Genomic DNA, 16,639 nt, shown 5'->3' on the forward strand with positions numbered 1-16,639 from the left:
CTTCCTATTTATTTAAATGTTTTAAAAGGGATTTATAAGTATCTTCGTTTCCGTTAAAAGGTATATAATATTTCTTTGCCTTATCTCCTTTTCCATTTCTATAATCCTCAACATTTATATGAGGTCCCTTTTCGGGGTCATAATCTAATCTCCAAAGGACTTTATTATCTCCAGACATTCGGCCAGTAACTTTACCAAAGCCTGCGCTTTTAGATAAAGTACCTATAAAAGGTTTTGAATCTATTCCTAAATCACCAATTAGATTTAGCGCCTCATTTCTAGCTTGTTCATATGTATCTACCTTTGGAAGCGCGACTTCTCTTGATTTTTTGGAAAGGCCTTTTTTAACTGTCTTGTTGTTTGATGACTTACCATTGATTGATTTAAAGAATACACTATCTTTAGTGGAATCGGCTATTCTTTTTAGGAGCGGCGTATTTTTAACGTTAATAGTATTCCCGGCGTCTTGTAGAATCCCTTCTAATGCAGGAGTATATCGATTAACATAAGGTTTAACAGATGGATTGCCATTCTTAATCTTTTCACTAGCTGCTTTCCCAACTTTAGCAAGATCCTTCGAGCCTGTTGAGACAGATGACTTTCCACCTTTCAATAACAGAAGACTTCCGCCCAAATAAGTAACATAGTGCAACCGCGTGTATGCATCCCCGTGAATCATTTTTGTATCCCAATTATCCTTCAATGTGTCGACCATACTTTGAAAGGCAGCTTGATAGTCGTATTCCAGAACTGTATCCAGCACTTTTTGAGGATCCTTGTTTAAGTTGTCAATTGTCCAACCGATATTCCATCCGAATTGAATGGCTCCTTCACCGGTATCCTTGGCAAGATCGTATATACCAACAATCGCACCCTTGGCGCCATCACCTATGATTTGCAACACTTCTTTTCCGTTATCCATGAAAGCTTTACGCTGTTCAAGAAATGAAACAAATTCAAGCTGTTCAGGGGTAAGATTCTCATAGCCGACCTTCTTGGCAATGTCTAAGTATTCATCTGGATCCGTCACTCCGTCAGCTAGCTTCTTTTTCAGCTCTTTGATTTCTCGTTCTTTCGCTTCATCTTTCTTGATCTTCAAATAAGCTTCAGTCTGTTTCTCGATATCGCCTTTTCTCTTATGTATATCACTTTCTCGATAAGCCTTGGCATTATAATGGATTGGTGTAGCATTCTTGCCTTTGCCTGTGGATTCCTCAAGCTTTTGGAAGTCCTTCTTGATGAATTGCTCGTTTGGCTCTGATTGGGCATATTCAGTAACAAGTGCTTCGTCCACGCTGCCTAGTTTATCGACTGTTTTTTTGCGTTTGTCCTCCGCATCGGCGAGTTCGTCTTTAAAGTCCTCAGTTGAAAACAGATCAAGCGGAAGGATATCGTCGATATCATGTAAGATATCTTTCATGGCTTTCTTTTGTTCAGACATAATAGATTTTGATTTTGTGTAGGCGTTAGCCAGCTCGTGCTCTAAGAAGGATTCTTCTATATAAGCATCAGATAAGCTGGCGTCCTCTAGAGTGCCTGAAATGCTTGTCAAGAAAGCAATTTTCATATCAAGTAAGTCAATCCAATTGTCAGCTACACCTGCATGGTCTTGATAAAATGCTTTAATGTTGTCAGCACCTTTGCCGGAAAACTCACTGTCATCTAAATCAGCTACAGCTTTAAAAGCCTTTTTTAGATTGACCATCTGACTTCTTAATTCTTTGTATTCCTTTGCACGTCTATCTGCTTCTGAAAGCAGTGATTTGGCTTCAAATACTTTCATGTTCATATCCTTTCGTTTGAATAGCTCCAACAAGATTTTACCATGGGAAAATGAAGAAATAGACAGCGATGTGATTCAAAAGTGTGAAATGAATAATTTGATCTGTGTCAATTTACCTACTCGGATTATTTGTTTGGAAACTGATGACGCAGTAAGACGATTCCAGCTGATGAATGGTTTAAGTCCTAATGGCATTTATGGCCCGAAAACTAAAGCGAAGCTCGAATCCCTTCTTAAATAAAAATAGCCCTCCTCAATTGGAGGGCTATTTTTATTTAATAGAAACGTGATGTGTGTACCAGTTTCCGGTTGCAGTGAATCGTAATTCCATATGGCCGTGGCGGTTACCTCCATACTTTACAAACGTGTAATCAGAATTGGCGATTGCATCCTTAGCCGTTTTATCAATGTTTGCAATTTTCTTGGAAGTGATTTTACCATTCCAGCCAGCAAAACCTGAAGCGGATGCACTTGGCGGGCTTTCCCACTTTGTTATTTTCTTTCCATACTCGTATGAATAGTTGTCACTTACTCGAATATCATATAATTTTATCCCTGTAAACTTTACAGCGTAATAGCCACTTGCAGTTTTATTTTGGGTGGCCTGTGTTTTTATCTTTTCCATTCCCATATCTGTACTTACGCCCATTTCCACAGTGAAACCATTACCGAGATCAATTTCTTGATATGGATGATCTTTGCTGACATGCATACTGTTTAAAGCCTTATTCACTTCTTTAACAGTTGGGATTTTCTCAGATGAAAGGGTTCTCAAGTTTTTTTGTTTTGTTACCTCGTGAAAGGTCGCCTTATCAATAATCAGATCAGAATTCTTGTCCACTTTTTCGGCAGCATTTGCACTTTGAAGACTAAACAGAGATGAAAAACTCAAAGCTAGGGCAAAAACCACACCCACAAGTAACTTTTTCATTTTATCCCTCCTTAATGTTTTCGTCCCCATCTTATCTTAATGTATAATATTGGTAAATGGGATGAAAGTAACAAATGGTGCTATTGATTAAAGTATTAGGCTTTGAAGGAGCGGGAAGATTGAAAAGTAAATGAATGGTTTTACCCATTTAAACAACCTTATATCACGTGTATATTGGATTGTAGGGGAGGGATATCATGGTCAAGATCATATTGGCATTTGTTTATCTATTTGGCTTCGTTGTGTTGAGCAATTGGGCTTTCGACGGAATATTTTCCGAGAGCTATTTCTCGCCAATCGGTTTCCTTTGGTCTATCTTATTTACATTTTTCATAGGGGTTTATACCGGCTTGCCTTTAATCTACAAAAAGTTTACTCAATCAAGCCGTTTGACTTTGAAAAGTAAAAAGCCGATTTATTTCACTATCGGTACAGCCGTTATTCTCTTTGGGCTTTATTTTCTCAAAAACGAAATCGCCCCCTATTTTATGCTATGTGGCTATTTTTTAACTCTGGCATCAGGTATAGCCCTGACCATCTTATTACAGCCCAAAACCAACAACTGTAAAACAGTATAACCAACAAGAATTAATTAAAAGCCCGTCGTTTTTTAGACGGGCTTTATACAAATTTAATCAAAAAGGAATATTTTTAATCAGAAACTTATGTAAGAAACCCTATAAAATAGGGTTTGGGAATAAAACGTCTGTTCGTGTCAGAACATAATCGCTACCTTGTGACAGGGGGGGAGATCCCTGGTTCGAGCCCAGTCGGAATCATAGCTTAAAACCTTGCGTAGCAAGGGTTTTTTACTTTTTATGGGCTGTCGGTTTATTAATGCAGTATATGATTTAAATGAAAACTCAGGAATAATATTGAGTTGAGAAGATAAAATAAAAACCCCATTTCTAAAGTCCAAAATGGGGTTATTTCTTAATATCATATTAAGTTGCTGCTCTATCTGCGACCTTATGAGTGGACTGCTCAGAAAGAGCGTATGAAGCGCTGGATACTCCAACAATGCCAAGCAAGAGCGCTAAACAAATTGCAATTTTACATTTTTTCATTTAAATGTTTCCCCCTTGAATTTGTTTACGTGCTTCAATTGCCATTTGATAAAAATCGACCGCATCATGTCTGTCTTCTTTGTTGGTCAAAAAATCAGCAACAGCAACAGCGTATTCTTCCATATCACCATAAAGGTTTTTCTCTTTGAAGAACTTGAACACTTCTCTAAGTGTTTGTAAGTCAAATGATAAATAAAGACCTTTAACCAGTTTTAATTTCTCGGTTACTTCCTGTGGTTGTTGTGTCGGGCAGCAACCTTCTGACCTTCTTGGTATAATTCTAACGCAGCCTTTAAATCATTCTTCTTTGCTTTGACATACGCCAGATTAAAAATCGCTTTGGACTCATAAATGTGCTTTCGATTCTTATGAATTTCATAGGCGATTTTAAAATGTTTCTCAGCATTGTCAAGTTCTTCAAGATTATTATAACATAATCCCACATTAAAATGAGCTGAACCAATTAAATGTTGTTCCCCTATTTTTATAGCATCATTTAAGGCTTTTTCAGCTGTTTCTAAAGCGTCCTCATAACACATTTTATCTAGCCAGTTCCCAAAGATAACAAACTGACATTGGACCATTTCCTTGCCATATGTAAGGTTCCCCTGAGCATCTTTTTGCTCTTTAAATATAGAGTATGCTCGCTGGGCATAATTCATTGAAAAATGAGTCTCTTTCATATAGTAATAGACTTCTGACATTTTGAAATAGAACTCTGCCTTATCTGTATTTGCGTTCTTATCTAATAAATCAAGATATTTTTCGGCTTCGCGATAATATGTTAAAGCAATAACTAAATCTCTCGTTCTAAAATGATACATGCCGGTAAAAAAATGATAATAGAACTCTATTGTATTGGTGAGGGATTCAGGAGCCATATTTTCCCTTGTCTTTTTGAGATCAGCATAAACACCATCTATATTTTTAACAGAGTCAGGTTCGAGATACGAAAGCATTATTTCGTGCCGCAGCTTTAATAGCTGGAGATAGACTGCTACTTTTTCATTTTTCTCCATCATATCGAATTCTTTTTCAACTTTTTGTTTCATTTCTTTTGCTTTCTCAACTCGACCCTGTTTTATGACAACATACCAATGATTAATGTCTGTAGTTACGTAATGATATGGGATTAAATCCGAAACAGACAATCAAATACCTCCTTTTATTTACATATATTTAATATTATACCACTAAGGACACCCTCTAAAAGAATTATTTTTTGAAAAGTCCATCTATTTAGACTGAAAAAAGGTCAGAATAAACATAAATAAGGACTGTATCGTCTGATATGAACTCTTTAGCTTGCTTTAGAATTTAAGAAAGCTGATCTAAAAGGCACTCGAAGTCGTCTAATGATTTATAAATGGCATCTATCTTTTTCAAGAAAATGTTATAATGAAAAGCCATAAAATGATAGGAGGGGGAATTTCGATGCATTACATAACGGCATGTTTAAAAATCATCAGTGATAAAGACCTTAATGAGATAATGAAGAAATTCAAAAAACTTGAGGAAGAAACGAACAAAGAAGAGGGTTGTATTACATTCCATGCTTATCCGCTTGAGCCATCAGAACGTAAAATAATGCTTTGGGAGATTTGGGAAAACGAAGAAGCTGTGAAAACCCATTTCACGAAAAAACACACAATAGACGTTCAAAAACAAGAATTAACGGAAGTAGAATGGTTAATGAAAAGCAATGTGAATGATTAAAAAGGCGTCTTCAAAAGAGACATTCAAAAACTAAGAAGCGGAAAGTTGTTGGCGGATTGTTGTCCAACTCCGACAACAATATCATGCGGAGAATTAAATACATTTATTAATAATAAGTTTAAAAGCTTGGAGAAAAAAATGAAAAAGAAAACCCAAATTATACTTTCCCTTTTAGCAGCACTTATAGTTATATTGATAGCACTACCAGTTCTATCTCCTGTTGTTTTTACAGCTGCTTCTGAAAAAGGAGCAATCAGACACGAAATTTATAAAAGAGGATATCCCTATCAGAGCTACTTTGCAGTTCTCCAAAAAGAAGGTGACAATGAATCTGGGAATCTTTATGATGTGAATTGGCTTGATTGGAAAGGTGAAACGGGACAAACGCCTCACTTATGCTATTCAAAAAAAGCATCAAACGGTAAATACAAAGTAGACTGTGGAACCGGGCCGTAAAAAAAATGCCCGAGATGAAAGGTCTGCGGATACTGATCACTGGACAGAGAACGCTGTGCTTTGGTTGGTGTCCGTTTTTTATTTCGTATACTAAGCTGACATAAAACGAAAACAAGAAGCTATCACAGAATCAGGTCGTTTCTAGCAGTTAACTCAAAATCATAAAATCGCATTTTTCCGGAAGCTTCGGTAAAAAACGAAACTTTTGTCTCTATGATTTTATTTTATAATGTAAACGGTTTCTTATATAGTATACTTATACTATCAATTTGCTCAAGTAGATACTGACAGGAAGGATAGAAAAACAGATGGAATACATAAATACAAGACAAAAAGAGATTTTGTATCTGTTGTTATCTGAACCTGATGACTATTTAGTTGTGCAAGATTTCGCAGATAGGGTACAGTGTTCTGAAAAAACAATCCGAAATGATTTGAAAGTGATCGAGGATTATCTCAATGAGCATTCTCATGCACAGCTTATTCGAAAACCAGGGTTGGGCGTTTATTTACATATAGAAGAACAAGAAAGGACCTGGCTAAGCCAACAATTACATACTGAACATTTTTCTTCTAGGCAGCGGAGCGATGAAGAAAGAATGCTGCACATTGCTTATGACTTATTAATGAATCCGAAGCCTGTTTCCGCAAAAGACATTGCTGCTCGGCATTTTGTCAATCGATCTTCCATAAAAAAGGATTTATACGCAGTAGAAGAGTGGCTGAAGCGTTTTGATCTCACGCTGGTTTCTAGGCAGCGGCTTGGATTAAAGGTTGAAGGGAACGAAAGAAATAAAAGAAAGGCATTGGCAAGAATATCTGATTTGATCCACAATACAGCGTTTACCAGCCAATTTATTAAAAGTAAGTTTTTACATTATGAAGTAGACTTTGTGACGAAAGAAATCAAATCACTACAAAAAAAGCATTCCCTCTATTTCACAGACGAAACGTTTGAAAGTTTGCTGCTGCATACATTGTTAATGGTCCGCCGCATCAAAATGAAGCAGCCGATTTCATTGTCCCCAAAAGAAATGGCGGCAGTAAAAAAGAAGAAAGAATATCAATGGACATTTGCTTGTTTACAGCGGCTTGAACCGGTTTTTGCAATCCGCTTCCCAGAAGAAGAAGCCGTGTACTTAACATTACATATATTGGGCGGTAAAGTTCGTTATCCATTGCAGACAGAAGAGAACCTTGAAAATGCTGTGCTTCCTAAGGTTGTAGGGCATTTAATCAATCGTGTTTCAGAGCTGAAAATGATGGATTTTCATAAGGATCAGGATTTGATCAATGGTTTGAACATTCATCTCAATACTGTGCTACAACGGCTGAGCTACGATCTTTCTGTAGCAAATCCTATGCTCAATGACATCAAAAAGATGTACCCTTATTTGTTCCACCTCATCATTGATGTTTTGGAAGACATCAATCAAACTTTTGATCTTCAAATTCCTGAGGAAGAGGCAGCATATTTGACATTGCATTTTCAGGCAGCGATCGAACGGATGCAGTGCAGCAGCGAGACACATAAAAAGGCGATTATCGTCTGCCACATGGGGATTGGGATGTCACAATTGCTGCGGACAAAAATTGAACGGAAATATCACCAAATCGCTGTAATGGCTTGTATTGCAAAGGCCGATTTAAAGGATTATATCAAAAAGCATGAGGATATTGATCTTGTCATATCCACCATTGCGCTGGAGAATATTACGGTTCCCCATATTGTTGTATCTCCGCTTTTAGAGCCTGGCGAAGAGAAGAAATTAAGTGCGTTTATACGTCAGTTGGGCGAATCACACCGCCAAAAACAAAAAACGTTTCAGATGCTGAACAATACGACTCCTTTTTTGGTTTTTTTGCAGCAGGAGGCGGAGCATCGCTACAAGTTAATCGAACAGCTGGCGACAGCTTTGTTTGAGAAAGGCTATGTTGATAAGGACTATGCGGTTCATGCGGTGATGAGGGAAAAAATGTCGGCGACAAATATTGGGTCAGGCATTGCCATTCCTCATGCAAACGCTAAATTTATTAAACAATCAGCAATCGCGATTGCCACATTAAAGGAGCCGCTTGAATGGGGAAATGAAAAAGTTTCGCTCGTTTTTATGCTGGCTGTCAAACACGAGGATCAAACCATGACAAAGCAGCTGTTTAGCGAGCTTTCATATCTTAGCGAGCAGCCGGCCTTCGTCCAGAAGCTGACGAAAGAAGCCAATGTCATGACATTTTTATCTCATTTGGATTATTAAAGCAGGGATTATTCCTTGCTTTTTTTTTGTTATAGGGAAAAATGCCTTTATTACCGGAACCTATGGTAAAAAAAAGCGATTTTAATGAGCTGATTTCGGTATACAGTTGAGACAAGATCTTATTATTCACACTTTAAAGGAGGTTTCCTATGAAACTGTTAGCGATTACATCTTGTCCGAATGGAATCGCCCATACGTATATGGCAGCGGAAAATCTGCAAAAAGCTGCTGACAGACTGGGCGTTAGCATCAAAGTTGAGACCCAGGGAGGGATTGGTGTTGAAAATAAGCTAACCGAAGAGGAAATTCACGAAGCGGACGCAATCATTATTGCTGCAGACCGCTCGGTAAACAAAGACCGGTTTATAGGCAAAAAACTGCTGTCTGTGGGGGTACAGGACGGCATCCGCAAACCGGAAGAATTGATTCAAAAAGCTCTTAACGGGGATATACCGGTCTATCGTTCCGCTTTAAAATCGGAATCCGGTAATCATCAGGAGAAAAAACAAAATCCAATTTACCGTCATTTAATGAACGGCGTTTCATTTATGGTTCCTTTCATTGTTGTCGGCGGATTATTGATAGCGGTTGCATTAACGCTTGGAGGGGAGAAAACACCTAAAGGCTTAGTTATTCCGGATGATTCCTTCTGGAAAACGATTGAACAGATCGGCAGTGCTTCATTTTCATTTATGATTCCGATTTTAGCAGGCTATATCGCCTATAGCATCGCTGATAAACCGGGACTTGTGCCAGGGATGATCGGCGGTTATATTGCGGCGACTGGAAGTTTTTATGACAGCGCAAGCGGCGCCGGATTCCTCGGGGGGATTATTGCCGGGTTTTTGGCTGGATACGCGGCACTTTGGATCAAAAAATTAAAAGTTCCAAAAGCCATCCAGCCGATTATGCCGATTATTATTATTCCGGTGTTTGCATCACTGATTGTAGGTTTAGCGTTTGTGTTTTTGATCGGCGCGCCTGTAGCTCAAATTTTCGCCTCTTTAACAGTTTGGCTGGCGGGGATGAAAGGGTCGAGCTCGATCCTTCTGGCATTGATTTTAGGGGCGATGATCTCATTTGATATGGGCGGTCCCGTAAATAAGGTGGCGTTTCTGTTTGGATCGGCAATGATTGGAGAAGGAAATTATGAAATTATGGGACCAATTGCTGTCGCCATTTGTATCCCCCCGATTGGCCTTGGCATTGCGACGTTTTTAGGAAAAAGAAAATTCGAGGCATCTCAAAGAGAAATGGGGAAAGCGGCATTTACGATGGGTCTCTTCGGCATTACTGAAGGAGCGATTCCATTTGCGGCGCAGGACCCTCTGCGCGTTATTCCAAGTATTATGGCAGGCTCAATGACAGGTTCTGTGATAGCCATGATTGGCAATGTGGGAGACAGAGTGGCGCACGGCGGACCTATCGTTGCAGTGCTTGGCGCAGTTGATCATGTCCTGATGTTTTTTATTGCTGTGATTGCAGGATCTCTTGTCACTGCTCTGTTCGTCAATGTACTAAAAAAGGATATTACGGCGTCTCCTGTGCTCAGTGAAACTGCACCGCCCTCCGCGCCAAGTGAAGCTGCGGCAGCAAATGAAATAAAGCAGCCAATTCAAAGCCAAAAAGCTGAGATGTCGGAATTTAAAAAACTGACAGACATTATCAGCCCGGAATTAATTGAACCAAATTTATCGGGGGAAACGAGGGATGACATCATAGATGAATTGATTCAGAAATTGTCCCGAAGAGGTGCGCTGCTTTCAGAGAGCGGGTTTAAACAAGCCATTTTGAATCGTGAACAACAGGGAACAACGGCGATTGGCATGAATATCGCGATTCCGCACGGAAAGTCTGAGGCGGTCAGGGAGCCGAGTGTTGCCTTTGGGATCAAACGATCAGGTGTTAATTGGAATAGCCTGGATGGATCAGAAGCTAAATTAATCTTTATGATTGCTGTACCGAAAGAGAGCGGGGGAAACCAGCATCTGAAAATACTGCAGATGCTATCTCGAAAGCTAATGGATGACAATTATAGGGAGCGGCTGCTCTCCGTGCAAACAACAGAAGAAGCATACAAGCTGCTAGAAGAAATCGAATAAAGCGGGGGATTTTCATGACGACTGAACCGTTATTTTTCAAGCCTGTTTTCAAAGAAAGAATTTGGGGCGGGACCGCTTTAGCTGATTTTGGCTATACCATTCCGTCACAACGAACAGGGGAGTGCTGGGCTTTTGCCGCGCATCAAAATGGTCAAAGCGTTGTTCAAAACGGAATGTATAAGGGGTTCACGCTCAGCGAATTATGGGAACATCATAGACATTTATTCGGACAGCTTGAAGGGGACCGTTTCCCTCTGCTTACAAAAATATTAGATGCTGACCAGGACTTATCTGTTCAGGTGCATCCGAATGATGAATATGCCAACATACATGAAAACGGTGAGCTTGGAAAAACAGAATGCTGGTACATTATTGATTGCCAAAAAGATGCCGAGATTATTTATGGCCACAATGCAACAACAAAGGAAGAACTAACTACCATGATAGAGCGTGGAGAATGGGATGAGCTCTTGCGCCGTGTAAAGGTAAAGCCGGGGGATTTTTTCTATGTGCCAAGCGGTACTGTTCATGCGATTGGAAAAGGAATTCTTGCTTTGGAGACGCAGCAGAACTCAGACACAACCTACAGATTATATGATTATGATCGAAAAGATGCAGAAGGCAAGCTGCGCGAGCTTCATCTGAAAAAGAGCATCGAAGTGATAGAGGTCCCGTCTATTCCAGAACGGCATACAGTTCACCATGAACAAATTGAGGATTTGCTTACAACGACATTGATTGAATGCGCTTACTTTTCGGTGGGGAAATGGAACTTATCAGGATCAGCAAGCTTAAAGCAGCAAAAACCATTCCTTCTTATCAGTGTGATTGAAGGGGAGGGCCGTATGATCTCTGGTGGGTATGTCTATCCTTTCAAAAAAGGAGATCATATGTTGCTGCCTTACGGTCTTGGAGAATTTAAACTCGAAGGATATGCAGAATGTATCGTCTCCCATCTGTAACATGCAGGGCTTGAGAAATAAATTTGCGAATGAAGACGCCTATTCTCCAGCAATGATCTAAATAAAATAAGAGTTTAATAGTTGGAGAAGAAATGTTACACTCTTTTCTGTATATGGTAAAGAATGAAAAAACACGATTCGGTTGGTAGTCCGGATGCATGATTGAGAATGTCAGTAACCTTCCCCTCCTCGGGATGTCCATCATTCTTTAATATCTTTTATGAGGAGGGAATCGTTATGAAATTAACGATTTACTACGATGGTCAGTTTTGGGTAGGCGTTGTTGAAGTTGTGAACAATGGAAAGCTAAGAGCCTTTCGTCATCTTTTTGGCAAAGAGCCGAGGGATTCTGAAGTATTAGAGTTTGTTCATAACCAACTCCTGAATATGTTGGCCCAAGCTGAGCAGGAAGGAGTGAGTTTACAAGGGAGACGTCAAAAAAAGATCAATCCAAAAAGATTGCAGCGCCAGGTTTCAAAAGAGTTGAAAAACGCCGGAGTAGCTTCTAAAGCTCAAGAGGCGATAAAGCTAGAGCTTGAAGCAAGAAAGCAAAAGAAAAAACAAATAATGAAAGAACAACGAGAACATGTAAAAGAGCAAAGGTATATGCTCAAAAAGCAAAAAGCGAAAAAGAAGCACAGAGGTAAATAATCCAAACAAAAGCAGGCGCAGTGCCTGCTTTTGTAATTAAGGACTCTACTTTGTAACATATAGCCAATGTTTATAATCCGCTGATTTATGATTCAATATAAACCCTAACTTCTCCAAGGTTTTTTGTGAGCCTAGATTATCATGTTCGCATCTTGCGGTGATCCGGTTTACTGTTTCTTGGCTTAATGCCCAGTTTATTAGTTTTTGGGCGGCTTCCACACAATAACCTTTGCGGCGATGACTTTTATTTGTTGCAAAACCGATTTCAATCATGCCATTTTCGTCTGGGTCACCTAAAAATCCAGTTCCCCCAACAATTTCATGACTGTCCTTCTTTACAATAATCCATGAATCAAATCCTTTTGTTCCATTGTTTTTGACTAAAATCTCGCGGAAATAAGGTATCGCTTCAAAAAAATCAGAATTTGGCCATTCACCATTTGTTTCATAACCTAAGTCTTTGATAGCCTGATGATCTTGTTTAGACGCGGCGTCAAGAAGGGGAATATCAATCGTTTTTAATCGTAATCGATTCGTCTCAAGGAGAACCATATATCTAATCCTCTTTTCTTTTTACTGGGAATAATGATAACATATAACAATTTTCTCTGATACCTTGGCAGTAGAGAAAGATGAAAAAATTGAGGGGGATTGAAAGAGTGACAGGTAAGAGTTTGCCCAGACCAAAAACGGGTGGGAAAATACCGATGTTAATGTGTCCCTACCCGTTTTTCTGTTCCTGAATGCAGGGTTTCTGATAACATGTTGTGCTACCTTTTCGCAATCAAATAAAGCGATATGGCTCTTTGGGTTTGCACAGGATTATGAATGATAATGACCCATTGGTTTCTTCGTCTTGGAAAGCTTGCTACAGCATACAATGGAGCAGTATCGCGCGGAGTGAATCCACCATTTATCACGTTGATATCTCTTCCTTCAAGATGACAAACTAAGTATTCACCTGGATTGATGACCTGTTGGTTCGTCCATGCGTAAGAATAAAAGCCGTCTCCAAGATCTTCGGTGGAAGATGGGGGGACAAAGCCATCTACAGTCAACGTGATTTCTCTTCTTCGCTGTCTTTCTGAAAAGTCTGGACTTCTTTGAGGGTTATGAGTATGTGAAAAGTAAGGAATTAACGCAGGGCCATAAAAGTAATGATACAAAGCAACCACTCCTTTATTTTCCATTCATACAAATTGTATGTGAGAGTTATTTGTTCATTCCTGTTTTGTTCCATGTAGTCTAATAATGGGCTATAGGCGTCCAAGGAAATCAATTTGTCCTTTCGTTGATTCAATGCTAGTAACCTTGAAAATGCAGGTTAGGATGATAGAATTTACATATTACTGCAAGAAGTTAGACATACATCATTTTGATAGTGGGTGAAAACAATGGCGAAAAAACTGGCAAAAACAAATGCGGTTCGTCTGATAGAACAGCAGAACATCTCTTATGAGGTATTAGGGTATAAAACAGACGGCCAGCCGGTAGATGGCATCTCTGTTGCGGAAAAAATCGGTTATCCTTTGAAATATGTATATAAAACGTTGGTTGCAGCAGCAGGAACAAATCATTATTATGTCTTTGTTGTACCCGTTGCAGAAGAGTTAGATGTAAAAAAGGCAGCAAAGGTGACAGGGGAAAAGAAAATAGAAATGATTGCAATGAAGGAGCTATTAGCGGTAACTGGCTATCTTCGCGGCGGCTGCTCGCCAATTGGCATGAAAAAATTGTTCCCGACCTATATTGATGCATCTGCAGAAACGCTTGATTTTATCATTGTCAGTGCAGGGAAAATCGGTATGCAGCTAAAGTTGGCGCCACAAGATTTAGCCAAATCATGTGATGCCGCATTTGCAGAAATTGTATAGATGCAGATATAGGGGGAAACAAAAAAGCTTAGTCATATCGATTAAGCTTTTTCCGCATCCCTTTCAAATATGATTTCAAAATAAGCAGCTGCCCCATACCCATCTATACTGGGAGCGAAAATCTGAACAAATCTCCAGCCTCTTTTCGCATAATCATGGATGATTTGCTGGTAGTCTTCTTTAGGCCTTCTTCTCATCGTACTCAGCTCAACTCTTACGAATTCATATTCTTTCATCGTTTGATCCCTTCTATTAAGGTATACGCATAATTGAGCAAGAAGTTCCAAAAACCTAGGTTAAGGTCTGCCTCACTAAACACAGGAACATCTTGAAGAGTCAAGGGGCTATAAAAACGAATTTCACCGGGTCAGCAGTCCAAATGAATCTCTTGCTTATTGCATTTGACTGAGTATATAAGTAAAAAAAGAGCGGCCAGAACATATAAGAAGGAGATGATCATTAACGCACTCATAACAGGGTAGTGTTTAGCGGAGTAGACGAAAAAATCAAGCTGTGAAATTTGTTTGGGGCTGCTGACGGCATCAATTCCATTAAGCAGTTTTGAGAGTTTAGCAGTATAGTTCCAATCAAATCGATCTGAAACAAGCTCGCTTCCTTGATACCAATTAACAGCAGCTAAAAACAGAAATACCATAATAGAAAATCCAAGCTGAACAACTAAAAATATTCCCTTCACTTTTGTATGACCTCCAAATCTATGAATATGGGAAAATCAAACAATATATTACCACCGTATGGGTTATTCTTGCAATTTCACTTCCATACAACTCAAACGCAAGTCTATTTTTTTGTTTGTTTTTGGCTTATAATACCTGATGATGGAAAAAGAGTGCGGGTTTATAGATTAGAGAAACAAATGTATTTATTTGTGGAGAGAGTATAGAAGCATTCGATTAGATCTGCTTTTTCACAGAAACGGTTTTCATCTGTTTGCTTGAGCTTTACAATTGGCTGGCAAAAAAACAATGATTTCTTTCAATCAAAACATGCAACGATGCGACACATTTTATATCTTGATGACTTATCTCATTGCCTTTAAGTCATCCTATCGAGAAAGCGATGGTATTTTATGAACAAAGAAACCCTAAAAAACATACTCATGATTTTTTCAATATGCGCAACCCTCCGAGAAACCGATGGTATGCGCATAGCTGATAGCTGGATTTTGAGTGAGATTATACGATTTTTGATTTGCATGGTTGTGTTTTTTGCCATGACATTTCTATTAGATGCTGTTTTTCCAAACAAAAAAGAGTCACATTAATGTGTGGCTCTTTTTGCATCATCTGATCAGAAACATCATAAATGAATCGATCATCATGATGAAGAACAGCAAGCAAAAATAAATAAGCGAGTAGACAAACATATCCTTTGCCCACTTCACGTCATCGTCTATTTTGAATCCCTTGATGCTTTTTTTGATCCATATGCCTCCGAGAACCAAGGCTGCTAAAAAATAAAATGGGCTCATATGGCCGGTGCCGAGAGAGAAAGGAAATAATAGCGTGACCGGCACCAGGACGGCAATATATTGCATCATTTTTATTTTTGTTACATGATTTCCTTTGACTACTGGCAAGAGCGGAATGCCAGCGGCACGATATTCCTCTTTGCGTCTTATCCCAATCGCCCAAAAATGCGGCGGCTGCCACAGAAACATAATCGTGTACAACAGCACTGCTGTCATACTGAAGTCACCGGTTACGGCACAATACCCCATCAATGGCGGCGCAGCTCCTGGAAAGCTCCCGGCAAATGTGCTCCACACAGACGTTCGTTTCACCCATACCGTATAGATGATCGCATAAAAAATAAAGGCGGCGAGTCCGAGAAAGGCCGTTAATGGATTAAGGGAATAAAGCATGGCAAGACCTGCGATTCCTAACACAGAGCCATATGTTAAGATCATGGCTGGCGGCATTTTCCCTGTGACCGAGGCCCTGCTGCGAGTGCGTGCCATTTTTGCGTCCATATGCCGATCAAAATAGTTGTTATAGACAGTGCCGGAAGCCATCACAAACGCGGTTCCCAACATTGCTGTTACCATTGTCATCAAAAAAGCCATGCCGGTTAACGTTTTTTCTGCGCTTGCAAACGCGATCCAAAACCCGCCGAAGGCTGCTATCGAGTTTGATATGATAATGCCGGGTTCTGCAAGTTTGATAAAATCGTAAATGGTTACCCGGTTTGAAGCTTTTATGTATTTTGTTTCAGATATGGCTGCAGAATCTCTTGTATTCTCCAAAAATAGACGCCTCCCCCTAAAACTGCATGCTTTTGTTATCGTAACAAGAGGGATACGGAATCACAATTATTTCCTATATTTGTCATGATATTGTCATTTTTAAAATAAAAAAATGGGGAGCTGGACTGCCCCCATTTTGATATGCGGCGACTAGTAACCGTAACCTCCGCCATATCCTCCGCCATAACCGCCGCCGTAACCGTACCAAGGGTAGTAAGGCGGGCGCGGGCGCGGGTAGTAATAAGGCGGACGCGGATAAAACGGGTAGAACGGATAATAATAAGGCGGATAAAATGGCCGTCTCGGACGCGGATAATAATAAGGCTGTCTTTCATCATAAGGGGTAATTTGTTCAAATGGCTGTTCATTCAAAGGGTAATCCAAGAGGAAAACCTCCCTAGCTTTTTTTATTCCTTTTACCATATTCTTGATGCTTAAGTTGGGTGTATGTACATTTATGAAACTCGGTTTTTTTATGATGAAATTCCTTAAAAAGGATTGACATGAACTTCTAAATCTCATAGTATTACAAATGTGAAATAAATGTTACTACAATGTTACAAAAGCATTTCTAAA

Annotated in this window: 18 protein-coding genes and 1 pseudogene; 9 read left to right on the forward strand and 10 right to left on the reverse strand. The window is 39.4% G+C overall.

Annotated elements, in window-relative coordinates:
• Nucleotides 1–4 precede the first annotated feature (4 nt).
• Complete coding sequence (locus tag M1D65_RS06440; protein ID WP_032725476.1) at nucleotides 5–1,783, reverse strand: T7SS effector LXG polymorphic toxin; 1,779 nt, start codon at nucleotides 1,781–1,783, stop codon at nucleotides 5–7.
• Between the two features lie 136 nt (nucleotides 1,784–1,919).
• On the opposite strand from M1D65_RS06440, the pseudogene M1D65_RS06445 reads away from it, so the two are divergent.
• Nucleotides 1,920–2,024 (forward strand): annotated as a pseudogene (locus M1D65_RS06445) (peptidoglycan-binding domain-containing protein); the annotation flags it as partial.
• 30 nt (nucleotides 2,025–2,054) lie between these two features.
• On the opposite strand, the gene M1D65_RS06450 reads toward M1D65_RS06445, so the two are convergent.
• Nucleotides 2,055–2,714, reverse strand: coding sequence for a hypothetical protein (locus tag M1D65_RS06450; protein ID WP_029317634.1), 660 nt, complete (start codon nucleotides 2,712–2,714; stop codon nucleotides 2,055–2,057).
• 197 nt (nucleotides 2,715–2,911) lie between these two features.
• Between M1D65_RS06450 and M1D65_RS06455 the strand changes: the two genes are divergently transcribed.
• Nucleotides 2,912–3,292, forward strand: a complete 381-nt coding sequence (locus M1D65_RS06455; protein WP_029317635.1) for a hypothetical protein — start codon at nucleotides 2,912–2,914, stop codon at nucleotides 3,290–3,292.
• A 489-nt stretch (nucleotides 3,293–3,781) separates the two neighbouring features.
• Here the strand turns inward: M1D65_RS06455 and M1D65_RS06460 are convergent, their stop codons facing one another.
• Nucleotides 3,782–3,904 (reverse strand): response regulator aspartate phosphatase I, encoded by a 123-nt coding sequence (locus M1D65_RS06460; RefSeq protein ID WP_224588918.1) that lies wholly within the window; start codon nucleotides 3,902–3,904, stop codon nucleotides 3,782–3,784.
• Nucleotides 3,905–4,005: 101 nt separating this feature from the next.
• Nucleotides 4,006–4,932 carry a response regulator aspartate phosphatase gene (locus tag M1D65_RS06465; RefSeq protein ID WP_456270812.1) on the reverse strand — a complete coding sequence of 309 codons (927 nt, stop codon included), beginning with the start codon at nucleotides 4,930–4,932 and terminating at the stop codon, nucleotides 4,006–4,008.
• A 247-nt stretch (nucleotides 4,933–5,179) separates the two neighbouring features.
• On the opposite strand from M1D65_RS06465, the gene M1D65_RS06470 reads away from it, so the two are divergent.
• The 6 genes from M1D65_RS06470 to M1D65_RS06495 all read left to right on the forward strand — a co-directional run bounded on the left by M1D65_RS06470 (nucleotide 5,180) and on the right by M1D65_RS06495 (nucleotide 11,923).
• Nucleotides 5,180–5,497: a putative quinol monooxygenase gene (locus M1D65_RS06470; protein ID WP_080474467.1), complete on the forward strand. Its 318-nt coding sequence runs from the start codon at nucleotides 5,180–5,182 to the stop codon at nucleotides 5,495–5,497.
• Between the two features lie 138 nt (nucleotides 5,498–5,635).
• Nucleotides 5,636–5,953, forward strand: a complete 318-nt coding sequence (locus tag M1D65_RS06475) for a hypothetical protein (RefSeq protein ID WP_041345315.1) — start codon at nucleotides 5,636–5,638, stop codon at nucleotides 5,951–5,953.
• Between the two features lie 308 nt (nucleotides 5,954–6,261).
• Nucleotides 6,262–8,208, forward strand: a complete 1,947-nt coding sequence (manR, locus tag M1D65_RS06480; protein ID WP_021479514.1) for a mannose transport/utilization transcriptional regulator ManR — start codon at nucleotides 6,262–6,264, stop codon at nucleotides 8,206–8,208.
• A gap of 149 nt (nucleotides 8,209–8,357) precedes the next feature.
• Entirely contained in the window at nucleotides 8,358–10,310 is a 1,953-nt protein-coding gene (gene manP, locus M1D65_RS06485; RefSeq protein ID WP_041850960.1) for a PTS mannose transporter subunit IIABC, read from the forward strand.
• A gap of 14 nt (nucleotides 10,311–10,324) precedes the next feature.
• Nucleotides 10,325–11,272, forward strand: coding sequence for a mannose-6-phosphate isomerase, class I (gene manA, locus M1D65_RS06490; RefSeq protein WP_456270813.1), 948 nt, complete (start codon nucleotides 10,325–10,327; stop codon nucleotides 11,270–11,272).
• A gap of 168 nt (nucleotides 11,273–11,440) precedes the next feature.
• On the forward strand, nucleotides 11,441–11,923 hold the full coding sequence (locus tag M1D65_RS06495; protein ID WP_080474468.1) for a YjdF family protein: 483 nt from the start codon (nucleotides 11,441–11,443) through the stop codon (nucleotides 11,921–11,923).
• 45 nt (nucleotides 11,924–11,968) lie between these two features.
• Here M1D65_RS06495 and M1D65_RS06500 read toward each other — a convergent pair whose 3' ends face one another.
• Entirely contained in the window at nucleotides 11,969–12,475 is a 507-nt protein-coding gene (locus M1D65_RS06500; protein WP_049140740.1) for a GNAT family N-acetyltransferase, read from the reverse strand.
• Between the two features lie 218 nt (nucleotides 12,476–12,693).
• On the reverse strand, nucleotides 12,694–13,089 hold the full coding sequence (locus M1D65_RS06505; protein ID WP_009967031.1) for a hypothetical protein: 396 nt from the start codon (nucleotides 13,087–13,089) through the stop codon (nucleotides 12,694–12,696).
• Nucleotides 13,090–13,317: 228 nt separating this feature from the next.
• Between M1D65_RS06505 and ybaK the strand changes: the two genes are divergently transcribed.
• Nucleotides 13,318–13,797 (forward strand): Cys-tRNA(Pro) deacylase, encoded by a 480-nt coding sequence (gene ybaK / locus M1D65_RS06510; RefSeq protein WP_277709517.1) that lies wholly within the window; start codon nucleotides 13,318–13,320, stop codon nucleotides 13,795–13,797.
• 41 nt (nucleotides 13,798–13,838) lie between these two features.
• Here ybaK and M1D65_RS06515 read toward each other — a convergent pair whose 3' ends face one another.
• From M1D65_RS06515 to cotT, 4 genes are all read right to left on the reverse strand, one after another.
• Nucleotides 13,839–14,033: a DUF4177 domain-containing protein gene (locus M1D65_RS06515; protein WP_003232825.1), complete on the reverse strand. Its 195-nt coding sequence runs from the start codon at nucleotides 14,031–14,033 to the stop codon at nucleotides 13,839–13,841.
• A 131-nt stretch (nucleotides 14,034–14,164) separates the two neighbouring features.
• Entirely contained in the window at nucleotides 14,165–14,494 is a 330-nt protein-coding gene (locus tag M1D65_RS06520; protein ID WP_070548830.1) for a YjdJ family protein, read from the reverse strand.
• Between the two features lie 606 nt (nucleotides 14,495–15,100).
• Nucleotides 15,101–16,102 carry a heme o synthase gene (gene cyoE, locus M1D65_RS06525; RefSeq protein WP_195757827.1) on the reverse strand — a complete coding sequence of 334 codons (1,002 nt, stop codon included), beginning with the start codon at nucleotides 16,100–16,102 and terminating at the stop codon, nucleotides 15,101–15,103.
• Between the two features lie 111 nt (nucleotides 16,103–16,213).
• Nucleotides 16,214–16,447 (reverse strand): spore coat protein CotT, encoded by a 234-nt coding sequence (cotT, locus tag M1D65_RS06530; protein ID WP_014479515.1) that lies wholly within the window; start codon nucleotides 16,445–16,447, stop codon nucleotides 16,214–16,216.
• Nucleotides 16,448–16,639: the final 192 nt, after the last annotated feature.

It is taken from the genome of Bacillus sp. JZ39 (assembly GCF_053903145.1).

Bases quoted from the DNA above. Each gene is read 5' to 3' on its own strand.
- M1D65_RS06440 (WP_032725476.1), bottom strand. From the start codon at position 1,783: ATGAAAGTATTTGAAGCCAAATCACTGCTTTCAGAAGCAGATAGACGT.
- M1D65_RS06450 (WP_029317634.1), bottom strand. From the start codon at position 2,714: ATGAAAAAGTTACTTGTGGGTGTGGTTTTTGCCCTAGCTTTGAGTTTT.
- M1D65_RS06455 (WP_029317635.1), top strand. From the start codon at position 2,912: ATGGTCAAGATCATATTGGCATTTGTTTATCTATTTGGCTTCGTTGTG.
- M1D65_RS06460 (WP_224588918.1), bottom strand. From the start codon at position 3,904: ATGGAAGAATACGCTGTTGCTGTTGCTGATTTTTTGACCAACAAAGAA.
- M1D65_RS06470 (WP_080474467.1), top strand. From the start codon at position 5,180: ATGAAAAGCCATAAAATGATAGGAGGGGGAATTTCGATGCATTACATA.
- M1D65_RS06475 (WP_041345315.1), top strand. From the start codon at position 5,636: ATGAAAAAGAAAACCCAAATTATACTTTCCCTTTTAGCAGCACTTATA.
- manR (WP_021479514.1), top strand. From the start codon at position 6,262: ATGGAATACATAAATACAAGACAAAAAGAGATTTTGTATCTGTTGTTA.
- manP (WP_041850960.1), top strand. From the start codon at position 8,358: ATGAAACTGTTAGCGATTACATCTTGTCCGAATGGAATCGCCCATACG.
- manA (WP_456270813.1), top strand. From the start codon at position 10,325: ATGACGACTGAACCGTTATTTTTCAAGCCTGTTTTCAAAGAAAGAATT.
- M1D65_RS06495 (WP_080474468.1), top strand. From the start codon at position 11,441: ATGTCAGTAACCTTCCCCTCCTCGGGATGTCCATCATTCTTTAATATC.
- M1D65_RS06500 (WP_049140740.1), bottom strand. From the start codon at position 12,475: ATGGTTCTCCTTGAGACGAATCGATTACGATTAAAAACGATTGATATT.
- ybaK (WP_277709517.1), top strand. From the start codon at position 13,318: ATGGCGAAAAAACTGGCAAAAACAAATGCGGTTCGTCTGATAGAACAG.
- M1D65_RS06515 (WP_003232825.1), bottom strand. From the start codon at position 14,033: ATGAAAGAATATGAATTCGTAAGAGTTGAGCTGAGTACGATGAGAAGA.